General features: G+C 70.1%; 11 protein-coding genes, 3 rRNA genes and 2 pseudogenes. All 16 read left to right on the top strand.

Annotated elements, in window-relative coordinates:
• Positions 1–14 precede the first annotated feature (14 nt).
• A complete protein-coding gene (locus REH70_RS14715; RefSeq protein WP_310748395.1) occupies positions 15–962 on the top strand; it encodes a tetratricopeptide repeat protein in 948 nt (315 codons plus the stop codon).
• Between the two features lie 652 nt (positions 963–1,614).
• Positions 1,615–3,136 (top strand): 16S ribosomal RNA (locus REH70_RS14710).
• Between the two features lie 392 nt (positions 3,137–3,528).
• Positions 3,529–6,636, top strand: a 23S ribosomal RNA gene (locus REH70_RS14705).
• Positions 6,637–6,756: 120 nt separating this feature from the next.
• Positions 6,757–6,873: ribosomal RNA gene (gene rrf / locus REH70_RS14700) — 5S ribosomal RNA — on the top strand.
• The 16S, 23S and 5S rRNA genes sit together here, the layout of an rRNA operon.
• 531 nt (positions 6,874–7,404) lie before the next feature.
• Positions 7,405–8,043 carry a TetR/AcrR family transcriptional regulator gene (locus REH70_RS14695; protein ID WP_310748393.1) on the top strand — a complete coding sequence of 213 codons (639 nt, stop codon included), beginning with the start codon at positions 7,405–7,407 and terminating at the stop codon, positions 8,041–8,043.
• Positions 8,044–8,124: 81 nt separating this feature from the next.
• Positions 8,125–9,882, top strand: a complete 1,758-nt coding sequence (locus REH70_RS14690; RefSeq protein ID WP_310748391.1) for an MDR family MFS transporter — start codon at positions 8,125–8,127, stop codon at positions 9,880–9,882.
• Between the two features lie 9 nt (positions 9,883–9,891).
• The gene (locus REH70_RS14685; protein WP_310748389.1) at positions 9,892–10,359 is read left to right on the top strand and encodes a DUF4233 domain-containing protein; all 468 of its coding nucleotides are present in this window, start codon (positions 9,892–9,894) and stop codon (positions 10,357–10,359) included.
• A 27-nt stretch (positions 10,360–10,386) separates the two neighbouring features.
• Positions 10,387–10,824 (top strand): nucleoside-diphosphate kinase, encoded by a 438-nt coding sequence (ndk, locus tag REH70_RS14680; RefSeq protein ID WP_310748387.1) that lies wholly within the window; start codon positions 10,387–10,389, stop codon positions 10,822–10,824.
• Positions 10,825–10,910: 86 nt separating this feature from the next.
• Positions 10,911–14,497 (top strand): annotated as a pseudogene (smc, locus tag REH70_RS14675) (chromosome segregation protein SMC).
• A gap of 124 nt (positions 14,498–14,621) precedes the next feature.
• Entirely contained in the window at positions 14,622–14,984 is a 363-nt protein-coding gene (locus REH70_RS14670) for a hypothetical protein (protein ID WP_310748385.1), read from the top strand.
• Between the two features lie 161 nt (positions 14,985–15,145).
• On the top strand, positions 15,146–16,345 hold the full coding sequence (ftsY, locus tag REH70_RS14665) for a signal recognition particle-docking protein FtsY (RefSeq protein ID WP_310748382.1): 1,200 nt from the start codon (positions 15,146–15,148) through the stop codon (positions 16,343–16,345).
• Positions 16,346–16,579: 234 nt separating this feature from the next.
• Positions 16,580–17,959: an ammonium transporter gene (locus REH70_RS14660; RefSeq protein WP_310748378.1), complete on the top strand. Its 1,380-nt coding sequence runs from the start codon at positions 16,580–16,582 to the stop codon at positions 17,957–17,959.
• The gene (locus tag REH70_RS14655) at positions 17,959–18,300 is read left to right on the top strand and encodes a P-II family nitrogen regulator (protein ID WP_310748374.1); all 342 of its coding nucleotides are present in this window, start codon (positions 17,959–17,961) and stop codon (positions 18,298–18,300) included. Before REH70_RS14660 ends, REH70_RS14655 begins: the two co-directional genes overlap by 1 nt.
• A gap of 11 nt (positions 18,301–18,311) precedes the next feature.
• Positions 18,312–19,472 carry a DUF294 nucleotidyltransferase-like domain-containing protein gene (locus REH70_RS14650; RefSeq protein ID WP_310748372.1) on the top strand — a complete coding sequence of 387 codons (1,161 nt, stop codon included), beginning with the start codon at positions 18,312–18,314 and terminating at the stop codon, positions 19,470–19,472.
• On the top strand, positions 19,400–20,170 hold the full coding sequence (locus REH70_RS14645) for an HD domain-containing protein (RefSeq protein ID WP_310748369.1): 771 nt from the start codon (positions 19,400–19,402) through the stop codon (positions 20,168–20,170). Before REH70_RS14650 ends, REH70_RS14645 begins: the two co-directional genes overlap by 73 nt.
• A 10-nt stretch (positions 20,171–20,180) precedes the next feature.
• A pseudogene (gene ffh, locus REH70_RS14640) lies at positions 20,181–21,781 on the top strand (signal recognition particle protein).
• The last annotated feature ends 2 nt before the right edge of the window (positions 21,782–21,783 follow it).

Genomic DNA, 21,783 nt, shown 5'->3' with positions numbered 1-21,783 from the left:
GAGGATCGCGAACAATGAGCCAGCCCACCCAGCCCTCCCGCCTCGACGTCCGCGGCGCCGTCGACCTGTCCGCGCTCGCCCGGCCGGCCGCCCCGCCCGCCGGTGAGGCGGGCGGTCCGCCCGCGCCCGGCCCGTACACGGTCGACGTCACCGAGGCCACGTTCGGAGAGGTGGTCCAGAGCTCCACCCAGTACCCGGTGGTCGTGCTGCTCTGGTCCGCCCGCAGCCCGCAGAGCATCGACCTCGCCCGAGACCTGGGCGCGCTGGCGGAGCAGGCGGCCGGGGCCTTCGGGCTGGCGCGCGTCGACGTCGACAGCAACCGCCAGGTCGCCGCGGCGTTCCAGGTGCAGAACGTGCCGTCCGTGGTCGCGGTCCTGGCAGGTCAGCCGGTGCCGCTGTTCGAGGGGGCGTATCCGGCGGAGCAGATCGCCGCGGTGCTCGACCAGCTCCTGGCGGCTGCGGCCGCCAACGGCGTGACCGGCCGGGCCCCACGCGGTGGCGGCGAGCCGGAGGAAGCTACGCAGGCCGCGGAGCCGGAGGAGCCGCCGCTGCCGCCCCTGCACCAGGAGGCGTACGACGCGATCGAGCGGGGCGACCTGGCGACCGCCGTCGACGCGTACACGCGGGCACTGCGCGAAAACCCCCGCGACACGATGGCGCGGGCCGGGCTCGCTCAGGTCGGGCTCCTGCAGCGCACGCAGGACGTCGACCTCCAGACCGCTCGCGACGCCGCGGCCCGTCGCCCCGATGACGTCGACGCGCAGCTGCTCGTCGCGGACCTCGACCTGCTCGGCGGGAAGGTCGAGGACTCGTTCGCGCGCATCGTCGACCTGGTCCGCCGGACGGTGGGCGACGACCGCGAGCGAGCGCGCGTCCGCCTGGTCGACCTGTTCGAGGTCGTCGGCGCGGAGGACCCGCGTGTGGCGCCCGCACGGCGCGCGCTCGCCAGTGCTCTGTACTGAGGTCGCTCCCGCAGGGGAGCCGGCGAAGCCGCGCGCCGGCTCCCGGGGCGCGGTGCGCGGCCTGGGGAGGCAGCGACGCGCCCGAGCGCGCATCGGCCCAGGTCAGAGGCGGTGACCGGCGTCACGAGCCGCCCGTTTTGACGGCCGGGCACGGTCTGCGTAGTGTTTCTCTTCGCCGCCCGGCAGGGAGGAACGGACACCGGCTCTTCGGAGTGGGGGTGGCCGGTCCCGGGGTGGCTCCCTGAAGTGGTGGTGGCCCCGGCTGTTGTGGTCGGTTGCTGTGCTGTGGATGGGGCGGTCTGAGCGGGTTCGGGTGGTTGACGGGTCTGGTTGGGTCGGGTAAGTTTGAGCGGTTGCCTCTTGGCAGGGTCGGAAGGCTCTGCGGGATGCGCGTCCGGTCCTTGAGAACTCAACAGTGTGCCAAGTAGTCGATGCCATTGGGGTCTGCTGCGTGTGTCTTCGTGTCTGCCGTTGTGGTGGGTGTGGGGGTGTGTGTGGTGGGTCTGGTTTGGTCATCGATGTCACGCCTCACGGTTTGTGGGGTGTGTGTTTGTGGTCAGATCATTTTTGGGCCCTGGCTTTAGCCGGTTGGGGTCTGTTTCGTGTGTCGGTTGCTCCTGCTGCTTTGGTGGCTGGGGGTGCCATGTTGACATTTACGGAGAGTTTGATTCTGGCTCAGGACGAACGCTGGCGGCGTGCTTAACACATGCAAGTCGAACGGTGATATCAGGGCTTGCTCTGGTTGATCAGTGGCGAACGGGTGAGTAACACGTGAGTAACCTGCCCCTGACTCTGGGATAACTGCTGGAAACGGTGGCTAATACCGGATATGAGACCTGATCGCATGGTGGGGTCTGGAAAGATTTTTGGTCAGGGATGGACTCGCGGCCTATCAGCTTGTTGGTGGGGTGATGGCCTACCAAGGCGACGACGGGTAGCCGGCCTGAGAGGGCGACCGGCCACACTGGGACTGAGACACGGCCCAGACTCCTACGGGAGGCAGCAGTGGGGAATATTGCACAATGGGCGAAAGCCTGATGCAGCGACGCCGCGTGAGGGATGAAGGCCTTCGGGTTGTAAACCTCTTTCAGCAGGGAAGAAGCGCAAGTGACGGTACCTGCAGAAGAAGCGCCGGCTAACTACGTGCCAGCAGCCGCGGTAATACGTAGGGCGCAAGCGTTGTCCGGAATTATTGGGCGTAAAGAGCTCGTAGGCGGTTTGTCGCGTCTGCTGTGAAAACTCAAGGCTCAACCTTGGGCTTGCAGTGGGTACGGGCAGACTAGAGTGCGGTAGGGGTGACTGGAATTCCTGGTGTAGCGGTGGAATGCGCAGATATCAGGAGGAACACCGATGGCGAAGGCAGGTCACTGGGCCGCAACTGACGCTGAGGAGCGAAAGCATGGGGAGCGAACAGGATTAGATACCCTGGTAGTCCATGCCGTAAACGTTGGGCACTAGGTGTGGGGCTCATTCCACGAGTTCCGTGCCGCAGCAAACGCATTAAGTGCCCCGCCTGGGGAGTACGGCCGCAAGGCTAAAACTCAAAGAAATTGACGGGGGCCCGCACAAGCGGCGGAGCATGCGGATTAATTCGATGCAACGCGAAGAACCTTACCAAGGCTTGACATACACCGGTAACGTGCAGAGATGTGCGCCCCGCAAGGTCGGTGTACAGGTGGTGCATGGTTGTCGTCAGCTCGTGTCGTGAGATGTTGGGTTAAGTCCCGCAACGAGCGCAACCCTCGTCCCATGTTGCCAGCGGGTTATGCCGGGGACTCATGGGAGACTGCCGGGGTCAACTCGGAGGAAGGTGGGGATGACGTCAAATCATCATGCCCCTTATGTCTTGGGCTTCACGCATGCTACAATGGCCGGTACAAAGGGCTGCGATACCGCGAGGTGGAGCGAATCCCAAAAGCCGGTCTCAGTTCGGATTGGGGTCTGCAACTCGACCCCATGAAGTCGGAGTCGCTAGTAATCGCAGATCAGCAACGCTGCGGTGAATACGTTCCCGGGCCTTGTACACACCGCCCGTCAAGTCACGAAAGTCGGTAACACCCGAAGCCGGTGGCCCAACCCCTTGTGGGAGGGAGCTGTCGAAGGTGGGACTGGCGATTGGGACTAAGTCGTAACAAGGTAGCCGTACCGGAAGGTGCGGCTGGATCACCTCCTTTCTAAGGAGCTCTTACGCATCGCCGTGCCTGTCTGGTCTCTTCGGGGGTCTGGTGGGTGGTTGGTGTGTCAGGACCATGCCTCGGCCGAACGTGTCGGGGGTGGTGCTCACGGGTGGAACATCGGCTATGGGCTCGCCTGGTGGTGGGTCGGCATCTAGTACGCCGTGTCTTCTCTTCGGAGGGGGCGCCGGTTGGAGGGGTGTCGGTCTGGTTGCCGGGGTGGGGTTGGCACACTGTTGGGTCCTGAGGGAGTGGGCGCCGGTTGGCGGCACTTGCCTCGTAGCGGACCACTCGACCCTCTGCCTGTTGGTGGGGTGTGTGGGGTGGGGTCGCCCGTAGCTTGAGAACTGCACAGTGGACGCGAGCATCTTTATTTTCTTGTCTTTGTGGTTTGTGAAGTTTTTAAGGGCACAGGGTGGATGCCTTGGCACTAGGAGCCGAAGAAGGACGTTGTAGCCTGCGATAAGCCTCGGGGAGTTGGCAAACGAACCGTGATCCGAGGATGTCCGAATGGGGGAACCCCGCCGCAGTCATGTGCGGTGACCTGCACCTGAATATATAGGGTGTGTGGAGGGAACGTCGGGAAGTGAAACATCTCAGTACCGACAGGAAGAGATATTCCGTGAGTAGTGGCGAGCGAAAGCGGATGAGGCCAAACCGTCCTCGTGTGATAGCCGGCAGGCGTTGCGTGGGCGGGGTTGTGGGACCTTTCAGTAGTCTCTGCCGAGACTGCAGGGAGTCAGAAAGTCGTGTCATAGTCGAAGGGTCTTGAAAGGCCCGGCACAGAGGGTGTGACCCCCGTAGACGAAATGGTGCGGCCTCCCGAAGGGGATCCCAAGTAGCACGGGGCCCGAGAAATCCCGTGTGAATCTGGCAAGACCACTTGCTAAGCCTAAATACTACCTAGTGACCGATAGCGGACAAGTACCGTGAGGGAAAGGTGAAAAGTACCCCGGGAGGGGAGTGAAATAGTACCTGAAACCGTGTGCCTACAATCCGTTGGAGCCTCCTAGCTGGGGTGACAGCGTGCCTTTTGAAGAATGAGCCTGCGAGTTAGTGGTACGTGGCGAGGTTAACCCGTGTGGGGAAGCCGTAGCGAAAGCGAGTCCGAATAGGGCGTCACAGTCGCGTGCTCTAGACCCGAAGCGAAGTGATCTAGCCATGGGCAGGTTGAAGCGCGGGTAAGACCGCGTGGAGGACCGAACCCACTTGGGTTGAAAACCGAGGGGATGACCTGTGGTTAGGGGTGAAAGGCCAATCAAACTTCGTGATAGCTGGTTCTCCCCGAAATGCATTTAGGTGCAGCGTCACGTGTTTCTTGCCGGAGGTAGAGCTACTGGATAGCTGATGGGCCCTACAAGGTTACTGACGTTAGCCAAACTCCGAATGCCGGTAAGTGAGAGCGTGGCAGTGAGACTGCGGGGGATAAGCTCCGTAGTCGAGAGGGAAACAGCCCAGACCACCAGCTAAGGCCCCTAAGCGTATGCTAAGTGGGAAAGGATGTGGAGTTGCACAGACAACCAGGAGGTTGGCTTAGAAGCAGCCACCCTTGAAAGAGTGCGTAATAGCTCACTGGTCAAGTGATTCCGCGCCGACAATGTAGCGGGGCTCAAGCATACCGCCGAAGCTGTGGCATTCACACGTTGACTAGGCCTTCGTGGTCCAGGTGTGTGGATGGGTAGGGGAGCGTCGTGTGGCGAGTGAAGTCGCGGGGTGACCCAGCGGTGGACGCCACACGAGTGAGAATGCAGGCATGAGTAGCGAAAGACGGGTGAGAAACCCGTCCGCCGAATGACCAAGGGTTCCAGGGGCAGGCTAATCCGCCCTGGGTAAGTCGGGACCTAAGGCGAGGCCGACAGGCGTAGTCGATGGACAACGGGTTGATATTCCCGTACCGGCGAAGAACCGCCCATACCGAGCCCGGTGATGCTAAGCGCCCAAAGCCCGCACCGGTCCCTTCGGGGACCACCGTGGGTGGCGCGCGTGACCCGAACCGGTAGTAGGTAAGCGTATTAACAGGGGTGACGCAGGAAGGTAGCCTCCGCGTGGCGATGGTTGTCCACGTCCAAGGTCGTAGGGCGAGGGGTAGGCAAATCCGCCCCTCATGGAGCCTGAGAGCTGATGGTGACCCCGTATGGGGGAAGAGGGTGATCCTATGCTGCCTAGAAAAGCCTCGACGCGAGGTTCTAGCCGCCCGTACCCTAAACCGACTCAGGTGGTCAGGTAGAGAATACTAAGGCGATCGAGAGAATCGTGGTTAAGGAACTCGGCAAAATGCCCCCGTAACTTCGGGAGAAGGGGGCCTGAGGCGTGAACCCACCTGCTGGGGGAGCGTTCGAAGGCCGCAGAGACCAGGGAGAAGCGACTGTTTACTAAAAACACAGGTCCGTGCGAAGTCGCAAGACGATGTATACGGACTGACGCCTGCCCGGTGCTGGAAGGTTAAGAGGACGGGTCAGCCGCAAGGCGAAGCTCAGAATTTAAGCCCCAGTAAACGGCGGTGGTAACTATAACCATCCTAAGGTAGCGAAATTCCTTGTCGGGTAAGTTCCGACCTGCACGAATGGCGTAACGACTTCTCCGCTGTCTCAACCGCGAACTCGGCGAAATTGCACTACGAGTAAAGATGCTCGTTACGCGCAGCAGGACGGAAAGACCCCGGGACCTTTACTATAGCTTGGTATTGGTGTTCGGTGCGGCTTGTGTAGGATAGGTGGGAGACTGTGAAGCCGGCACGCCAGTGTCGGTGGAGTCATCGTTGAAATACCACTCTGGTCGCTCTGGATGTCTAACCTCGGTCCGTGATCCGGATCAGGGACAGTGCCTGGTGGGTAGTTTAACTGGGGCGGTTGCCTCCTAAAATGTAACGGAGGCGCCCAAAGGTTCCCTCAGCCTGGTTGGCAATCAGGTGTCGAGTGCAAGTGCACAAGGGAGCTTGACTGTGAGACTGACAAGTCGAGCAGGGACGAAAGTCGGGACTAGTGATCCGGCGGTGGCTTGTGGAAGCGCCGTCGCTCAACGGATAAAAGGTACCCCGGGGATAACAGGCTGATCTTGCCCAAGAGTCCATATCGACGGCATGGTTTGGCACCTCGATGTCGGCTCGTCGCATCCTGGGGCTGGAGTAGGTCCCAAGGGTTGGGCTGTTCGCCCATTAAAGCGGTACGCGAGCTGGGTTTAGAACGTCGTGAGACAGTTCGGTCCCTATCCGCTGCGCGCGCAGGAAACTTGAGAAGACCTGTCCCTAGTACGAGAGGACCGGGACGGACGAACCTCTGGTGTGCCAGTTGTTCCGCCAGGAGCACGGCTGGTTGGCTACGTTCGGAAGGGATAACCGCTGAAAGCATCTAAGCGGGAAGCCTGCTTCAAGATGAGGTTTCCATAGGGCTTCGGTCCTGAGAGGCTCCCAGCTAGACCACTGGGTAGATAGGCCGGATGTGGAAGCGGGGACCAACGACCCGTGAAGCTGACCGGTACTAATAAGCCGATGACTTCACACACCAACCAAAGCCTTGATCTGTGTGCTACGCGTCCACTGTGCGGTTCCCGAGAGACGGGCACCCACGAACCCAGCCCTTCTGACCGGGGGCGGGTTCGTGGCCCGGACATCTCCATAGAGTTACGGCGGTCATAGCAAGGGGGAAACGCCCGGTCCCATTCCGAACCCGGAAGCTAAGCCCCTTCGCGCCGATGGTACTGCACGGGAGACTGTGTGGGAGAGTAGGTCGCCGCCGGACACCCATTCGAAAAGAGCCACCCCATCGGGGTGGCTCTTTTCGCATCCCCAAAACAGCCACAACCCCCCCGGCCACGGCCCGCCCACCCGCCACCACGATGCCGGCCGCGACGTTTCAAACCGTTCCGGGTTCGATTGTCTACTGCGGCAGTCCCGATCCCGTCGAGCTCCGTCGCGAGCCCCACACCCCGACGGACCGGTCCAGGGGCCGGCCGGGCTCTCGCGGAGGAGAGGCGGGATCGGTTGCGACGCTGGTGCTGACGGTGTCGGTTCGCACCCACCCAGCATGTGCAGCGCGCCGAGTGCGACGTTGCCCACCCAACGACGCACGTGCACCGTGCCGAGTGCGACGTTCTTCACCCCAAAAGACTTCTATGAGGTCCACGACGTCGCACTCGGCGGCGTGCGGGGGACAGGACTCGTCCGGGGGACGGGTGACGTGCAGTGCGGCCTGCCGGCGCAGTGGGGCTGTGATCGGAGACGCACTTCCTGCGCTTCACGCAAAGTTGCACACGATGTAAAGTTGCGCGCTGTGACGCCTCCCGACCTGCTCGACGAGCCCATGGGCCTGCGTGAACGGCAGAAGCGGGCGCGGCGGGAAGCACTCATCGACGCGGCGCACCGGTTGGTCGATCGCGACGGGCTGGACGGCGTGACCGTCGAGGCGATCTGCGCCGACGCCGGTGTCTCGACGCGGACCTTCTTCAACTACTTCGAGTCCAAGGACGATGCGGTGCTCGGCATGGCGCCGCTGCGCCTCGACCCCGAGGTCGCCGAGGCCTTCGCCACCGGGGGACCGACCGGCGTCCTGGCGACAGATCTCGAGTCGCTCGCCCGCTCGATCCTCGCGAGCCCGCTGCTGGACCGCGGTCGGATGGCCGCCGCGGCGGAGCTCGCGCGCCGGGAGCCACGGCTGCTCGTCCGCCACGTCACCTGGCTCGAGCAGTACCGGGTGGAGCTCGAGGGCTTGCTCGGGCGCCGGCTGGTGGGGGACTCGAGGCACCTCGTCGAGGTGGCCGGGATGACCCTCATGATCCTCGTCCGGGCAGCGATGCAGCGGTGGGAGTCGGCGGGTGGCCAGGGCGAGGTCGCCGACCACCTCACGGCCGTCAACGCCGACTTGCGGCTCCTGCTGGGCGCCGGGCCGGAGCCGGCCGACCCGGCCGGCTAGCACGTCGCGCCGCGCCCACGTACGACCCACCGATCCACCCGCGTCGCCGCTCCGCGGCCGCACGACGAACGAGGTACACCCATGGCTACCGCAGCCCCCGGACCACAGGCGCCCACCACGGAGGGCGCGCCGCTGGTGGTGCTCACCCAGCGCACGGTCTGGCTCATCTTCGGCGCCCTCATGGCCAGCATGTTCATGTCCTCGCTGGACCAGTCGATCCTCGGCACCGCGATGCCCACGATCGTCGGCGAGCTGAACGGGCTCGAGCACCAGGGCTGGCTCATGACCGCCTACATCCTGGCGATCGCCGTCGTCATGCCGTTGTACGGCAAGTTCGGTGACCTGTGGGGGCGCCGCTACCCGTTCCTCTTCGCCATCGCCGTCTTCACGATCGCTTCGGTGGGCGCGGGCATGGCCGAGAGCTTCGGGGCGCTCGTCGCCTGGCGCGCGGTCCAGGGACTCGGCGGCGGCGGTCTGATGATCCTGTCGCAGGCGATCATCGCCGACATCGTGCCCGCCAAGGAGCGCGGCAAGTACATGGGTCCGATGGGTGCGCTGTTCGGCATCTCGGCGGTCATCGGCCCGCTGCTCGGTGGGCTCTTCACCGACCACCTCACGTGGCGGTGGGCGTTCTGGATCAACGTGCCGATCGGCATCGCCGCCTTCGCGGTCGCCTGGTTCACGTTGCGCCTGCCGAGCCACCGCTCCGGACGCACGATCGACGTCGCGGGCATCGTGCTCATGGTGCTGGCGACGTCGGGGCTCATCCTCGCCACGAGCTGGGAGTCCTTCAGCGGCGGCGCCGGCTACGACTGGTCGGACCTGCGCCTCATCGCCCTCGTCCTGGGCACGCTCGCCGCCGGGGTCGCGTTCGTCCAGGTCGAGCGCCGGGCCGAGGAGCCGCTCCTCCCGCTGCACCTGTTTAAGAACCCCACGTTCGCCATCGCGACGCTCGTCGGGCTCGTGATCGGCATGGGCATGTTCGCCGCCCTCACCTTCCTGCCGACCTTCCTGCAGATGGCCACCGGTGCCGGCGTCACGGAGTCCGGCTTCCTCATGCTGCCGATGATGGTCGGCGTCATGCTCACCTCGATCGCGTCCGGGATCGCGATCACCAAGACCGGGCGCTACCGCCGGTACCCGATCGCCGGGATGGCGATCGCCACGCTCGGGCTCGTCTGGATGACCCAGCTGACCGGTGACGTGTCGATGCTCGTCTTCAGCGCGATGATCTTCGTCCTCGGCGCCGGGCTCGGCCTCGTCATGCAGACGATCGTGCTGGCGGTGCAGAACTCGGTGGACCCGCGCGAGATCGGGACGGCGACCAGCTCGAACAACTTCTTCCGCGAGATCGGTGCGGCCGTCGGGGTCGCCCTGTTCAGCACCATCTTCACGGGCCGGCTCTCGGACCGGCTCGGGTCGGTCTTCGCCGGGTCGGCCGACGCCGTCCCGACCGGTGAGGGCGTCTCGTCGCTGACGCCGGCCGTCGTCGACGCCCTGCCGGACGACCTGCGCGACGGCGTCGTCGGCGCCTTCGCGGACGCCCTCGCCCCGGCGTTCTGGTACCTGGTCCCGCTCCTGGCCGCGGGCTTCGTCCTCACCCTGTTCCTGCGCGAGGTCACGCTGTCCGACGTCGCCGGCATGGTGGCCCGCGGGGAGGCCGTCGCTGCGCCGTCGCGCGCACAGGACGCCGCGGTGGACGACGGCTCGACGCCGACGATCGCCGGCTCGGAGTCGGTCGCGGTCGGTACCGCCGCCGCCGGTGCGCTGTCACCCACCGTGGGCGGGCCCCAGGCGGACGAGCCGCGCGACACCGGTACTCCCCACGGTCGCCGGTAGCCTGGGGTGGTGACCACCTCCCCGGCCCCCGACGCCCCCGCGCCCGGTGGGCGGGGACGAGGCCCAGCCGCCGCCCCGGCGCGGCGACGGCGCTCCGCCCGGCGCCAGTTCGCGGCGACGACGCTCGCCATGGAGGCGTTCGTGGTGCTGTTCGGCACGCTCGTCGCCTACGGTCTGCGGGTCGCGCCCCCCGGCGTGCTGTGGGCCGTCGGGGGCGGGCTCGCGTTCGTCCTGCTCCTGCTGTCCGGCATGCTGCGGGCCCCCGGCGGGTACCTCGCCGGCACCCTCGTCCAGATCCCGGTGCTGGCGAGCGGGTTCGTCCTGCTCTTCGCGCCCGTCCCCGGGGGCGGGTTCGGCGCCACGATCCTGTTCGTCATCTCCGCGGTGTTCGTCGCGCTGTGGGTGTTCTCGCTCCGGGTCGGCGGTCGGATCGACCGCGAGCGAGCGGAGTGGGACGCGGCGCACGCGGACGCCTGACCCGCCCGCCCTCGGTAGGGTCGTGGCATGACGCAGACCAACACGCCCGTCGAACGCACCCTCATCCTGGTCAAGCCCGACGGTGTCCGTCGCGGCCTCTCCGGCGAGGTGCTGCGCCGCGTGGAGGCCAAGGGGTACACGCTCGTCGCCGTCGAGCTGCGCACCGCCGACGACGACGTCCTGGCCGCCCACTACGCCGAGCACGAGGGCAAGCCGTTCTACGGCCCGCTCGTGGACTTCATGAAGTCCGGGCCCGTGCTCGCGGTGGTGGCCGAGGGGCAGCGGGTCATCGAGGGCTTCCGGTCCCTGGCGGGCACCACCGACCCGACCACCGCCGCGCCCGGCACGATCCGTGGCGACCTGGGCCGCGACTGGGGCCTGAAGGTGCAGCAGAACCTCGTCCACGGCTCGGACTCGCCCGAGTCGGCCGCTCGCGAGATCGCGCTCTGGTTCCCGGGCCTCTGACCGGCACCCGTCCCCACGACGCCCGGCGCGGACCCACCGGGACCGCGCCGGGGGTCGACGTCGGAGCGGTCTCCTAGGCTGCACCCGTGCACCTCAAGACGCTGACCCTGCGCGGGTTCAAGTCGTTCGCCTCGGCGACGACCTTGAGCTTCGAGCCCGGGGTCACCTGCGTCGTCGGGCCGAACGGGTCCGGCAAGTCCAACGTCGTCGACGCCCTCGCCTGGGTGATGGGCGAGCAGGGCGCCAAGTCCCTGCGGGGCGGCAAGATGGAGGACGTCATCTTCGCCGGCACCTCCGGGCGCGCGCCGCTCGGCCGCGCGGAGGTCGCGCTGACCATCGACAACTCCGACGGTGCTCTGCCGATCGAGTACACCGAGGTGACGATCTCCCGCACGCTGTTCCGCAACGGCGGGTCGGAGTACGCGATCAACGGCAGCCCGTGTCGGCTGCTCGACATCCAGGACCTGCTGTCCGACTCCGGGCTCGGCCGCGAGATGCACGTCATCGTCGGGCAGGGACAGCTCGACGCCGTCCTGCGTGCGACCCCCGAGGAGCGGCGCGGCTTCGTCGAGGAGGCCGCCGGCGTCCTCAAGCACCGCAAGCGCAAGGAACGCGCGCTGCGCAAGCTCGACGCCATGCAGGCCAACCTCACCCGCCTGTCGGACCTCACAGCGGAGATCCGCCGTCAGCTCGGGCCGCTCGGCAAGCAGGCCGCGGTCGCCCGCAAGGCCCAGGCCGTGCAGACCGACCTGCGCGACGCCCGCTCCCGGCTCCTCGCCGACGACCTCGTCCAGCTCACCTCGACGCTCGAGCAGGAGATGGCGGACGAGTCGGTATTGCGCGCGAGCCGGGAGGAGGCCGAGGCCGACCTCACGGCTGCCCGACGGCGCCTGGCCGACCTCGAGCGCGAGGCGGCCGACGCCGCACCGGCGGCCGCCGCGGCCGGCGACGTCTGGTACCGGCTCTCCTCGCTGCGCGAGCGACTGCGGTCGACCTCCACGCTCGCGGGGAGCGGGTGCGGCTGCTCGGGTCCTCCGCGCCGGCCGAGACCGGCCGGGACGGACGCGACCCGCAGGACCTCGAGGCGCAGGCCGAGCGGGTCCGGTCGGCCGAGGCCGAGCTGGCTGCCGAGGTCGACCTCGCGCGAGCCGCGCTCGCCGCGGCGGTCACGGAGCGGGAGGGGGCCGAGGCAGCCGCGCAGGCGGCGGAGCGGGACCTGGCCACGGCGCTGCGCGGTGCGGCGGACCGGCGTGAGGGCCTGGCCCGGCTGGCGGGGCAGGTCGCCGCCCGGCGCAGCCGCGTCGAGGCGACGGAGAACGAGCTGGGCCGGCTGCGCGAGTCCCTGGCCGAGGCGGAGCGGCGTGGGGCGGCCGCCACCAGCGACTTCGCCGCGCTGGAGACGCAGGTCGCCGGTGTCGAGGAGGGCGAGGAAGGGCTCGACGCGGAGCACGAGGCCGCCGCCGACGCCGTCCAGCACGCCACCACGGCGGTCGCGGCCGCCCGCGAGGCCCTCGCTGCCGCCGAGCGGGACCGCGCCGCCGTCGGCTCGCGCATCGAGACGCTCGAGCTGAGCCTGGACCGCAAGGACGGGGCCGGCGCCCTGCTCGCCGCCGACGACCTCCCCGGCACGGTGGGGTCGCTCGCCGCCCTGCTCAGCATCGAGCCCGGGCACGAGGACGCGATCGCGGCCGCCCTCGGCGCAGCCGCGGACGCCGTGGTGGTCGAGTCCGTCGACGCGGCGGTGGACGCGATCCGCCGGCTGCGCACCGACGACGCCGGCCGGGCGACGCTCGTCGTCGGCCCGGCGACGGGGACGCACTGTCGACGGTGGACGTCCCGGCCGGTGCACGCCGTGCGCTCGACCTCGTCCGGGCGCCCGAGGCGGTGCGGCCGGCGGTCGAGGCGCTCCTCGCCGACGTCGTCGTCGTCGACGACCTCGCGACCGCCCGCGCGCTGGTCGCGCGCGACCCCCGGCTCACCGCGGTCACGGCGACCGGGGACCTGCTCTGCGGCGTCCGGGCGTCGGGCGGGTCCGCCACCGCGCCCAGCGTGCTGCACCTCCAGGCGGCGCTCGAGGAGGCGCTCGCGGCGCGGGCGGACGCCGTCGCACGTGGGGAGCGGGGCAGTTCGCGCTCGCCGCGGCGACCGACGCGCTCCGTGACGCCGAGGCCGCGTACGCCGACACGCTGGACCGGCTCAACCAGTCCGACGCCGCGCTGGCCGCGGTGGCCGAGCAGCTCGGTCACCTCGGGGCGACCGCCCGCGCTGCCCGCGCGGAGGCGGAACGCGTGCAGCGGTCCCTGACGCTGGCCACCGAGTCGCTCGCGGCCGACGGGGCCGAGCTGGCCGAGCTCACCGAGCGACTGGCGGCTGCGGAGGCCGCGCCGGCGGAGTCCGAGGCCGCCATCGCGGCCGGCACCGCCGAGCGCGACCGGCTCGCGGGTCTGGCGACCGCTGCGCGCGGCCGTGAGACCGACGCCCGGCTCACCCTGAGGACGAGCGAGGAGCGGGCGCGGGCGCTGGCGGGCCGGGCGCAGTCGCTCCAGCGGGCCGCGCAGGCCGAGCGGGAGGCGCGCGAGCGGGCCGCGCGCCGGGAGGTCGCCCGTGCGCGCCAGGCCCGGCGCGCCGAGGCCGTCCGCGCCGGGGCGGACGTCGCGCTGACCGCCATCGAGAGGTCGCTGCGGGCGGCAGGGGCCGAGCGCGACCGGGCCGAGCAGGCCCGCGGTGAGCGCGACCGCGCACTCGCCGCGCTGCGGACGGAGGTGGATGCCCTCGCGGTGCGGCTCGCCGAGCTCGCCGACGTCGCTCACCGCGACGAGGTCGCCCGGACGCAGCAGCTGCTGCGGCTCGAGGGGCTGCAGACCCGTGCCGTCGAGGAGCTCGGGATGGACCCTGCGGTGCTGATGGAGGAGTTTGGCCCGCACCGCGGTGTCCCGGTCGCAGGCCCCCGGCGGACGACACCGACGACAGCGACGACACCCCGGACGACGGGGTGCGCGAGACCCCGTACGTCCGCGCCGAGCAGGAGAAGCGCCTGCGGTCCGCGGAGCGCGCGCTGGCCGCGATGGGCCGCGTCAACCCGCTCGCGCTCGAGGAGTTCGCCGCGCTCGAGGAGCGTCACAAGTTCCTCACCGACCAGCTCGCCGACCTGCGCAAGTCCCGTAGCGACCTCCTGGACATCGTCAAGGAGATCGACGCGCGGGTCGAGCAGGTCTTCGCCGATGCGTACCGCGACACCGCGGCGCAGTTCGACCGCGTGTTCCCCCGGCTGTTCCCGGGCGGCGAGGGGCGGCTCGTGCTGACCGAGCCCGGCAACATGCTGACCACCGGGATCGACGTCGAGGCCCGGCCGGCCGGCAAGAAGGTCAAGCGGCTGTCGCTGCTGTCCGGCGGGGAGCGGTCGCTGACCGCCGTGGCGCTGCTCGTGTCGATCTTCAAGGCGCGGCCGAGCCCCTTCTACGTCATGGACGAGGTGGAGGCGGCCCTCGACGACGCCAACCTCGGCCGGCTGCTGGAGATCTTCCGCGAGCTGCGCCAGGACAGCCAGCTCATCGTCGTCACGCACCAGAAGCGCACGATGGAGGTCGCGGACGTCCTCTACGGCGTCACGATGCGCGGCGACGGCGTGACCACCGTCATCAGCCAGCGCATGCGCGACGACGTGAGCGCCTGACGCGCCTCACCGACGGCTGCGGCGCGGGCGGCCCCGGCCCCGGCCGGACGTGAGAGTGGACACACCGGGGTTCGCCGGGTGCGCCGGGCGGTCCGCAGCGTCCGGCGCCGGTGATAATGAGCCCATGGTCACGATGGTCGTCTTCACGTTGCTCGCGCTCGCCGCGGCCGCCGTCGTGCTCGTCGTCGCCAGTGTCGCGGACCACGAGCCCGACGACGCCGCCCCCGGCGTGCGCGGCTACCTCACGGACGTCCGCTCCGGGCTGCGGACGATGCGCAGCGACCGCCCGCGGCGCGGGGCCACCGGCGGTGCGATCCGGCAGCGACCCGACCGGGGCGCCGACCGGGGCGCCTCCGACCTGGACGACTTCTTCGACGCGACCGCGGTGCAGGCGCCGGCCTACGTCGCCGTCGAGGACCTCACCGAGACCCTGGCGCGGGCGCGCGAGCGCGCAGCCCGGGGCGTGTCGGGGTTCACGCGCCGCTGAGCCCGGCGCTCCGCCGAACCGCCTCCGCCGCGATCCACCACCGTGGCCCGACGGATGGACCGGTGCCGCCAACCCTCGTGCGTTGACCCGGGTGCCGTGACCCCGTGCCGTGACCTCGGTGCCGTGAACCACCCGCGCGACCGGCTGCCAGAATGGCCGGTGTGAACGAGACCCTCGAACTCCTCCTGACCTTCGGCCTGCCCGCGCTCGCGGTGGTGGGGACGTCGGCCGGTGTGCTCCTGCGCCGGCGTGGCCGCCACGACCGCACCGACGGACCCGCGGGTGGCACGACGCTCACCCCGACCCGTCCCCGGACGCCGCCGACGGACGTCGACACGGACGTCGACGTGCCGACCGCCGTCATCGAGCCCGAGGTCGACACCACGCCACGGGCGCCGCAGCTCGACGTCCCCGAACCCGTCCTCGGCCGCTTCATCCGCCTTCGCAGCCGCCTCGCCCGCTCCGGCTCGCCGCTGGGCACGCGCCTGCTGTCGGTCCTGTCCCGCGACCACCTGACCGAGGACGACTGGGACGAGATCGAGGAGACCCTGCTCCTCGCCGACGTGGGCGCCGGCCCGACCGGTGAGCTCGTCGACGCCCTGCGCTCCCGGGTCCGCGCGGAGGGCGTACGCGACCCCGCGACGGTCCGCGCCATCCTGCGCGAGCAGCTCGTCGAGCTCGTCGACCCGTCGCTCGACCGCACGCTGGACACCGTCCCGACCCTCTCGGCGGACGGCGAGCACCAGGTGCCGGCCGTCGTGCTCGTCGTGGGCGTCAACGGGACCGGCAAGACGACCACGGTGGGCAAGCTCGCCCGCGTGCTGGTCGCCGAGGGCAGCACGGTCGTCCTCGGTGCGGCGGACACCTTCCGTGCCGCGGCGGCCGACCAGCTCACGACCTGGGGTGCACGCGTCGGCGTGCCGACGGTCCGGTCCGACCGCGACGGCGCGGACCCCGCAGCCGTCGCGTTCGACGCCGTGCGGACCGGGCGCGAGACCGGCGCGGACGTCGTCCTGGTGGACACCGCGGGACGGCTGCAGAACAAGGCCGGACTCATGGACGAGCTCGGCAAGATCCGCCGGGTCATCACGAAGGAGGCGCCGCTGAGCGAGGTGCTCCTCGTCCTCGACGCCACGACCGGCCAGAACGGGCTCAACCAGGCCCGCGTGTTCGCCGAGGTGGCGGGCGTGACCGGCATCGTGCTGACGAAGCTCGACGGGACGGCCAAGGGCGGCATCGTCGTGGCGGTCCAGCGCGAGCTCGGTGTGCCGGTCAAGCTCGTCGGCCTCGGCGAGGGCCCGGACGACCTCGCACCGTTCGTCCCCGAGGAGTTCGTCGACGGCCTGCTCGGCGCCGCCTGAGCAGCGGCGTCGTCGTCGCCGGGCACCGGACGGCCTCACCCCGGTGTCCGGCGGCGGTGTCACCCGCTGGCGGCGTCACCCCGACCGGGGACGCCGCCAGCGGGGAAACACGATCTTTACGTACCGCCGGCGTCTGTCACCTCGCGGTAACACGCACCGGCGCTGCGCGAAACCCCGCTCCTCGACAGTGGTGCCCGACCGGCCGACCGGGCCGGCGAGAGGAGAGGGCAACCCATGGAGCTGGACACCGGAGCGACAGCCTGGATGCTGATGTCAGCGTCCTTGGTGCTTCTCATGACGCCAGGCCTGGCGTTCTTCTACGGCGGCATGGTCCGCGGCAAGTCCGTCCTCAACATGCTCATGATGTCGTTCTCGGCGATGGCCGTGATCGTCGTCGTGTACGTGCTGTGGGGATGGTCGATGTCGTACGGCTCCGACGTGATGGGGCTGTTCGGGAACCCGTTCGACCAGTTCGGGCTGAGCGGCACGATCTACGACGACGCGGGTGAGTTCGTGATCGACGACTTCGGCGTCCCGGCGGTCGTCGGGGTGGCGTTCCAGGTCACCTTCGCCATCATCACCACCGCGCTCATCAGCGGCGCGATCGCCGACCGCGTGAAGTTCGGCACCTGGGTCGCGTTCACCGCCCTGTGGGTCACGGTCAGCTACTTCCCGCTCGCCCACATGGTGTGGGGCGGCGGCTTCCTCAGCGGGTCCGAGACCGGCCTCGCGGCGCGCATCTTCGGCGTGACCGACGGCGCCGCCACGGTCGCCCCGATCGACTTCGCCGGTGGCACGGTCGTGCACATCAACGCCGGCATCGCCGGCCTCGTGCTCGCGCTGATCGTCGGCAAGCGCCGCGGCTTCGGCCGGGAGCCGATGCGGCCGCACAACCTGCCGTTCGTCATGCTCGGCGCCGCGCTGCTGTGGTTCGGCTGGTTCGGCTTCAACGCGGGCTCGGCGTTCACCGCCGACGGCACCGCCGGCCTCGCGTGGGTCAACACCACCGCCGCGACCGCCGCCGCGATCCTCGCCTGGCTGCTCACGGAGAAGATCCGCGACGGGCACGCGACGTCCCTCGGGGCGGCGTCGGGCATCGTCGCCGGGCTGGTCGCCATCACCCCCGCCGCCGGCGCGCTGACCCCCGTCACCTCGCTCGTGCTGGGCGCCGTCGCCGGTGCGCTGTGCGCCCTGGCGGTCGGCCTGAAGTACCGGTTCGGCTTCGACGACTCGCTCGACGTGGTCGGCGTGCACCTCGTCGGCGGCCTGGTCGGCACGGTCGGCATCGGCTTCCTCGCGACCGACACCGGCCTGCTCTTCGGGGGCGGGGTCGAGCTGCTCGTGGTCCAGGTGCTCATCGCCGTCGTCGCCATGGTCTTCTCCGGGCTGGTGACGCTCGTCATCGGTCTGATCCTCAAGGCGACCATGGGCTGGCGGGTCCCGGACGAGGTGGAGATCAACGGCGTGGACCTCGCGGTCCACGGTGAGAGCGCGTACGAGACCCTGGGCGGCGCGCGTCGCTCGAGCGGCGGCGACACGGCCGGACTGATGGGACGCGCGGACACCGCGCACGACGACCGGGGATCCGCCCGGGTGACGACGGAGGCGAAGTGATGACGAAGCTCGTGACGGGGATCATCCAGCCCCACCGCTTGGACGACGTGAAGGCGGCCCTCGAGGCGGCCGGCATCCGCGGCATGACGGTGAGCGAGGCCAGCGGCTACGGCCGCCAGCGCGGCCACACCGAGGTGTACCGCGGTGCGGAGTACACCGTGGACCTCGTGCCCAAGGTGCGCGTCGAGGTCCTGGTCGAGGACGTGGACGCCACGCTGGTCACCAAGGTGATCATCAAGGCGGCCCAGACCGGCAAGATCGGCGACGGGAAGGTCTGGACCGTCCCCGTCGAGGACGTCGTCCGGGTCCGCACCGGCGAGCACGGAACGGACGCGCTGTAGGTGTCCCGCCGATGACCAGCCCACCGCCGCCCACCGGCGGCACCGTGGGCGCAGCCGAGCACGACCCGCAGGCCCTGCCACCCCGCACCGGGGTGCGGGGCCTGCGGGCCGAACGGCTCGAGCTCGCGACCCGTCTCGCCCGGGAGCCGGTCCCCGGGCCCGACCGGCGGGCAGCGCTCGCCGAGCTCGTCACCTCGCGCCTCGCCGAGCTGTGGGCCGACGCCACGGAGCGCGGGCCGCACCTGGAGGGGATCGCGCTCGGTGCCGTCGGCAGCCTGGGACGCGGGGACGCCGGACCGTGCAGCGACCTGGACCTCCTGCTCGTCCACGACGGCCGCGGGCACACCGCCGACGACGTCGCCGCCCTCGCGCAGCGCCTCTGGTACCCCATCTGGGACGCCGGCCTCGACCTCGACCACTCGGTCCGGTCGCTGGCCCAGTGCCGGCAGGTCGCCTCCAAGGACCTGCCGGCGGCGGTGGGGCTTCTCGACGTGCGTCCGGTGGCCGGCGACGCCATCGTCGTCCACCGCGCCGGATCGGCGATGCTGACCGACTGGCGCGCCGCGGCCCGCCGTCGGCTGCCCGAGCTGCTGACCTCCACCCGGCAGCGTGCCGAACGGCACGGCGAGCTCGCCTACCTGCTCGAGCCCGACCTCAAGGAGGCCCGCGGTGGGATCCGCGACGCCGTCGTGCTCTCCGCTCTCGCGGCCACCTGGCTCACGGACCGGCCGCACGGCTCCGTCGACCAGGCCCTGGACCACCTGCTCGACGTCCGGGACGCGCTGCAGGTGGTCACCCGGCGGCACACCACCCGGTTGCTGCTGGCCGACCAGGACGAGGTGGCCGAGCTCCTGGGGACCGGGGACGCCGACGACCTGCTCGCGTCCGTCGCCGAGGCGGGGCGGGTCATCTCCTACGCCCTCGACACCACGGTGCGCAACGCCCGCCAGGCGCTGCAGCGCCCCCTGACGACGCGTCGCCCGGTCCTCGTGCGGGGTCGGCGCGGCGCCCGCGCCTGCGGTCGGTCGGGGAGGGGCTGGTCGAGCACGACGGTGAGCTGCTGCTCGCGGTGGACGCCCACCCGGAGGCGGACCCGCTGGTGTCCCTGCGGGCAGCGGCGACGTCCGCACGCACCGGCCTCACGCTGTCACCCGTCACGGTCGCGAGCCTGACCCGCACCCCGCCCCTGCCCACCCCGTGGCCGCCACCCGCCCGCGAGTCCTTCCTCACGCTGCTCGGCACCGGGCGCGCGCAGATCCCGGTCTGGGAGGCGCTCGACCTCGCCGGGGTGGTGACCACCTGGATCCCGGAGTGGGCCGGGGTCCGCAACCGGCCCCAGCGCGCCGCGATCCACCGGCACACCGTCGACCGGCACCTCGTGGAGGCCGTGGCCCGCGCCGGCCGGCTGCGGCGCGAGGTCGCTCGCGGCGACGTCCTGCTCCTCGCCGCGCTGCTGCACGACATCGGCAAGCGCGCCGGAGCGGCCGACCACTCCGTCGAGGGCGCCCGGCTCGCCCGGCCGATCCTGGTCCGGATGGGCGTCGCGGCCCCCGACGTCGACGACGTCGTCCGCCTCGTGCGCCACCACCTGACGCTCGCCGCGCTCGCGACCACCCGCGACCCGGACGACCCGGCCACGCTGGGCGAGCTGTTGGACGCCGTCGACCACCGCGCCGACGTGCTCGAGCTGCTGCGCGCGCTGACCGAGGCGGACGCCTCCGCCGCGGGGCCGACGGCCTGGACGGCATGGCGCGCGCCTCGTCGACGACCTCACCGCGCGGGCCCGAGCCGCCCTGCCGCCCGGGCCGGTCGGCAGGCCTGTCGGCAGGCACGGTTAGGCTGGGGCGTCCCGAACGACCAGCGAACGTGAGGATCCAGCGGTGTTCGCGAGCCTGTCCGACCGACTGACGTCGACCTTCAAGAACCTGCGCACCAAGGGGCGGCTGTCCGAGGCGGACATCGACGCCACCGTGCGCGAGATCCGGCGCGCCCTCCTCGACGCCGACGTCGCCGTCACCGTGGTGCGCGCGTTCACCGCCCGGGTGCGCGAGCGGGCGCTGTCCGCCGAGGTCTCCGGCGCGCTGAACCCCGCCCAGCAGGTCGTCAAGATCGTCAACGAGGAGCTCGTCGCCATCCTCGGCGGGGCGACCCGTCCGCTGCACCTGGCGAAGAACCCGCCGACCGTCATCATGCTCGCGGGCCTGCAGGGTGCCGGGAAGACGACGCTCGCCGGCAAGCTCGCGCTGCACCTGCGCTCCCAGGGCCACACGCCGCTGCTCGTCGCGGCCGACCTCCAGCGTCCCAACGCCGTGACCCAGCTGACGGTCGTCGCCGAGCGCGCCGGCGTGCCGGTGTTCGCGCCGCACCCCGGCGTCGCGGGGAGGACGAGGTCCCCACCGGTGACCCGGTGTGGGTCGCCCGCGAGGGTGTCGCCACCGCGCGCTCGCGCCACCACGACGTCGTCATCGTCGACACCGCCGGACGGCTCGGCGTCGACGCCGAGCTCATGCAGCAGGCCGCCGACATCCGCGACGCCGTCCGGCCGGACGAGACCATCTTCGTCATCGACGCGATGATCGGGCAGGACGCGGTCGCGACCGCGCAGGCGTTCGCCGACGGCGTCGGGTTCACCGGGGTCGTGCTGTCCAAGCTCGACGGCGACGCGCGCGGTGGAGCGGCGCTGTCCGTCGCCTCGGTCACCGGCCGCCCGATCCTCTTCGCCTCGACCGGTGAGAAGCTCACCGACTTCGAGGTGTTCCACCCCGACCGCATGGCCTCGCGCATCCTCGACATGGGCGACGTCCTGACGCTCATCGAGCAGGCCGAGCGCGCCTTCGACGCCGACCAGGCCGACGCCATGGCCGCCAAGCTCGCGTCGGGGGAGGGCTTCACCCTCGAGGACTTCCTCGTCCAGATGCAGCAGATCAAGCAGATGGGCTCGATGAAGAAGATGCTCGGCATGCTGCCGGGCATGGGCCAGATGCGTGAGGCCCTGGACAACTTCGACGAGCGCGAGGTGGACCGCATCGAGGCGATCGTCCGCTCGATGACCCCCGCCGAGCGCCGGACGCCCAAGATCATCAACGGCTCGCGTCGCGCCCGCATCGCCAAGGGGTCCGGCACCACGACCACCGACGTCAACGGGCTGCTGGAGCGGTTCGGCGCCGCGCAGAAGATGATGGCGCAGATGAGCAAGGGCGGCGGCATGCCGGGGATGCCCGGCATGCCGGGGATGCCCGGCGTGGGCGGCGGCAAGAAGTCGCGCGGCAAGAACCCGCCGCCGGCCAAGGGCAAGAAGGCCAAGTCCGGGAACCCCGCCAAGCGCGCCGAGCAGGAGCGGCTCGCCGCTCAGCGGGCGATCGGCGCCGGACCGCGTCCCGCGCAGGGCTCGGCCTTCGGCCTCGGTGACCGCCCCGCCGCCGACGACGCCCCGCCGTCCCTCGAGCTGCCGGCCGGCCTCGAGAAGTTCCTCGGCCGCTGACC

It is taken from the genome of Cellulomonas sp. ATA003 (assembly GCF_031582905.1).
Taxonomy (GTDB): domain Bacteria; phylum Actinomycetota; class Actinomycetes; order Actinomycetales; family Cellulomonadaceae; genus Pengzhenrongella.
This window is presented reverse-complemented; position numbering and strand designations above follow the sequence as displayed.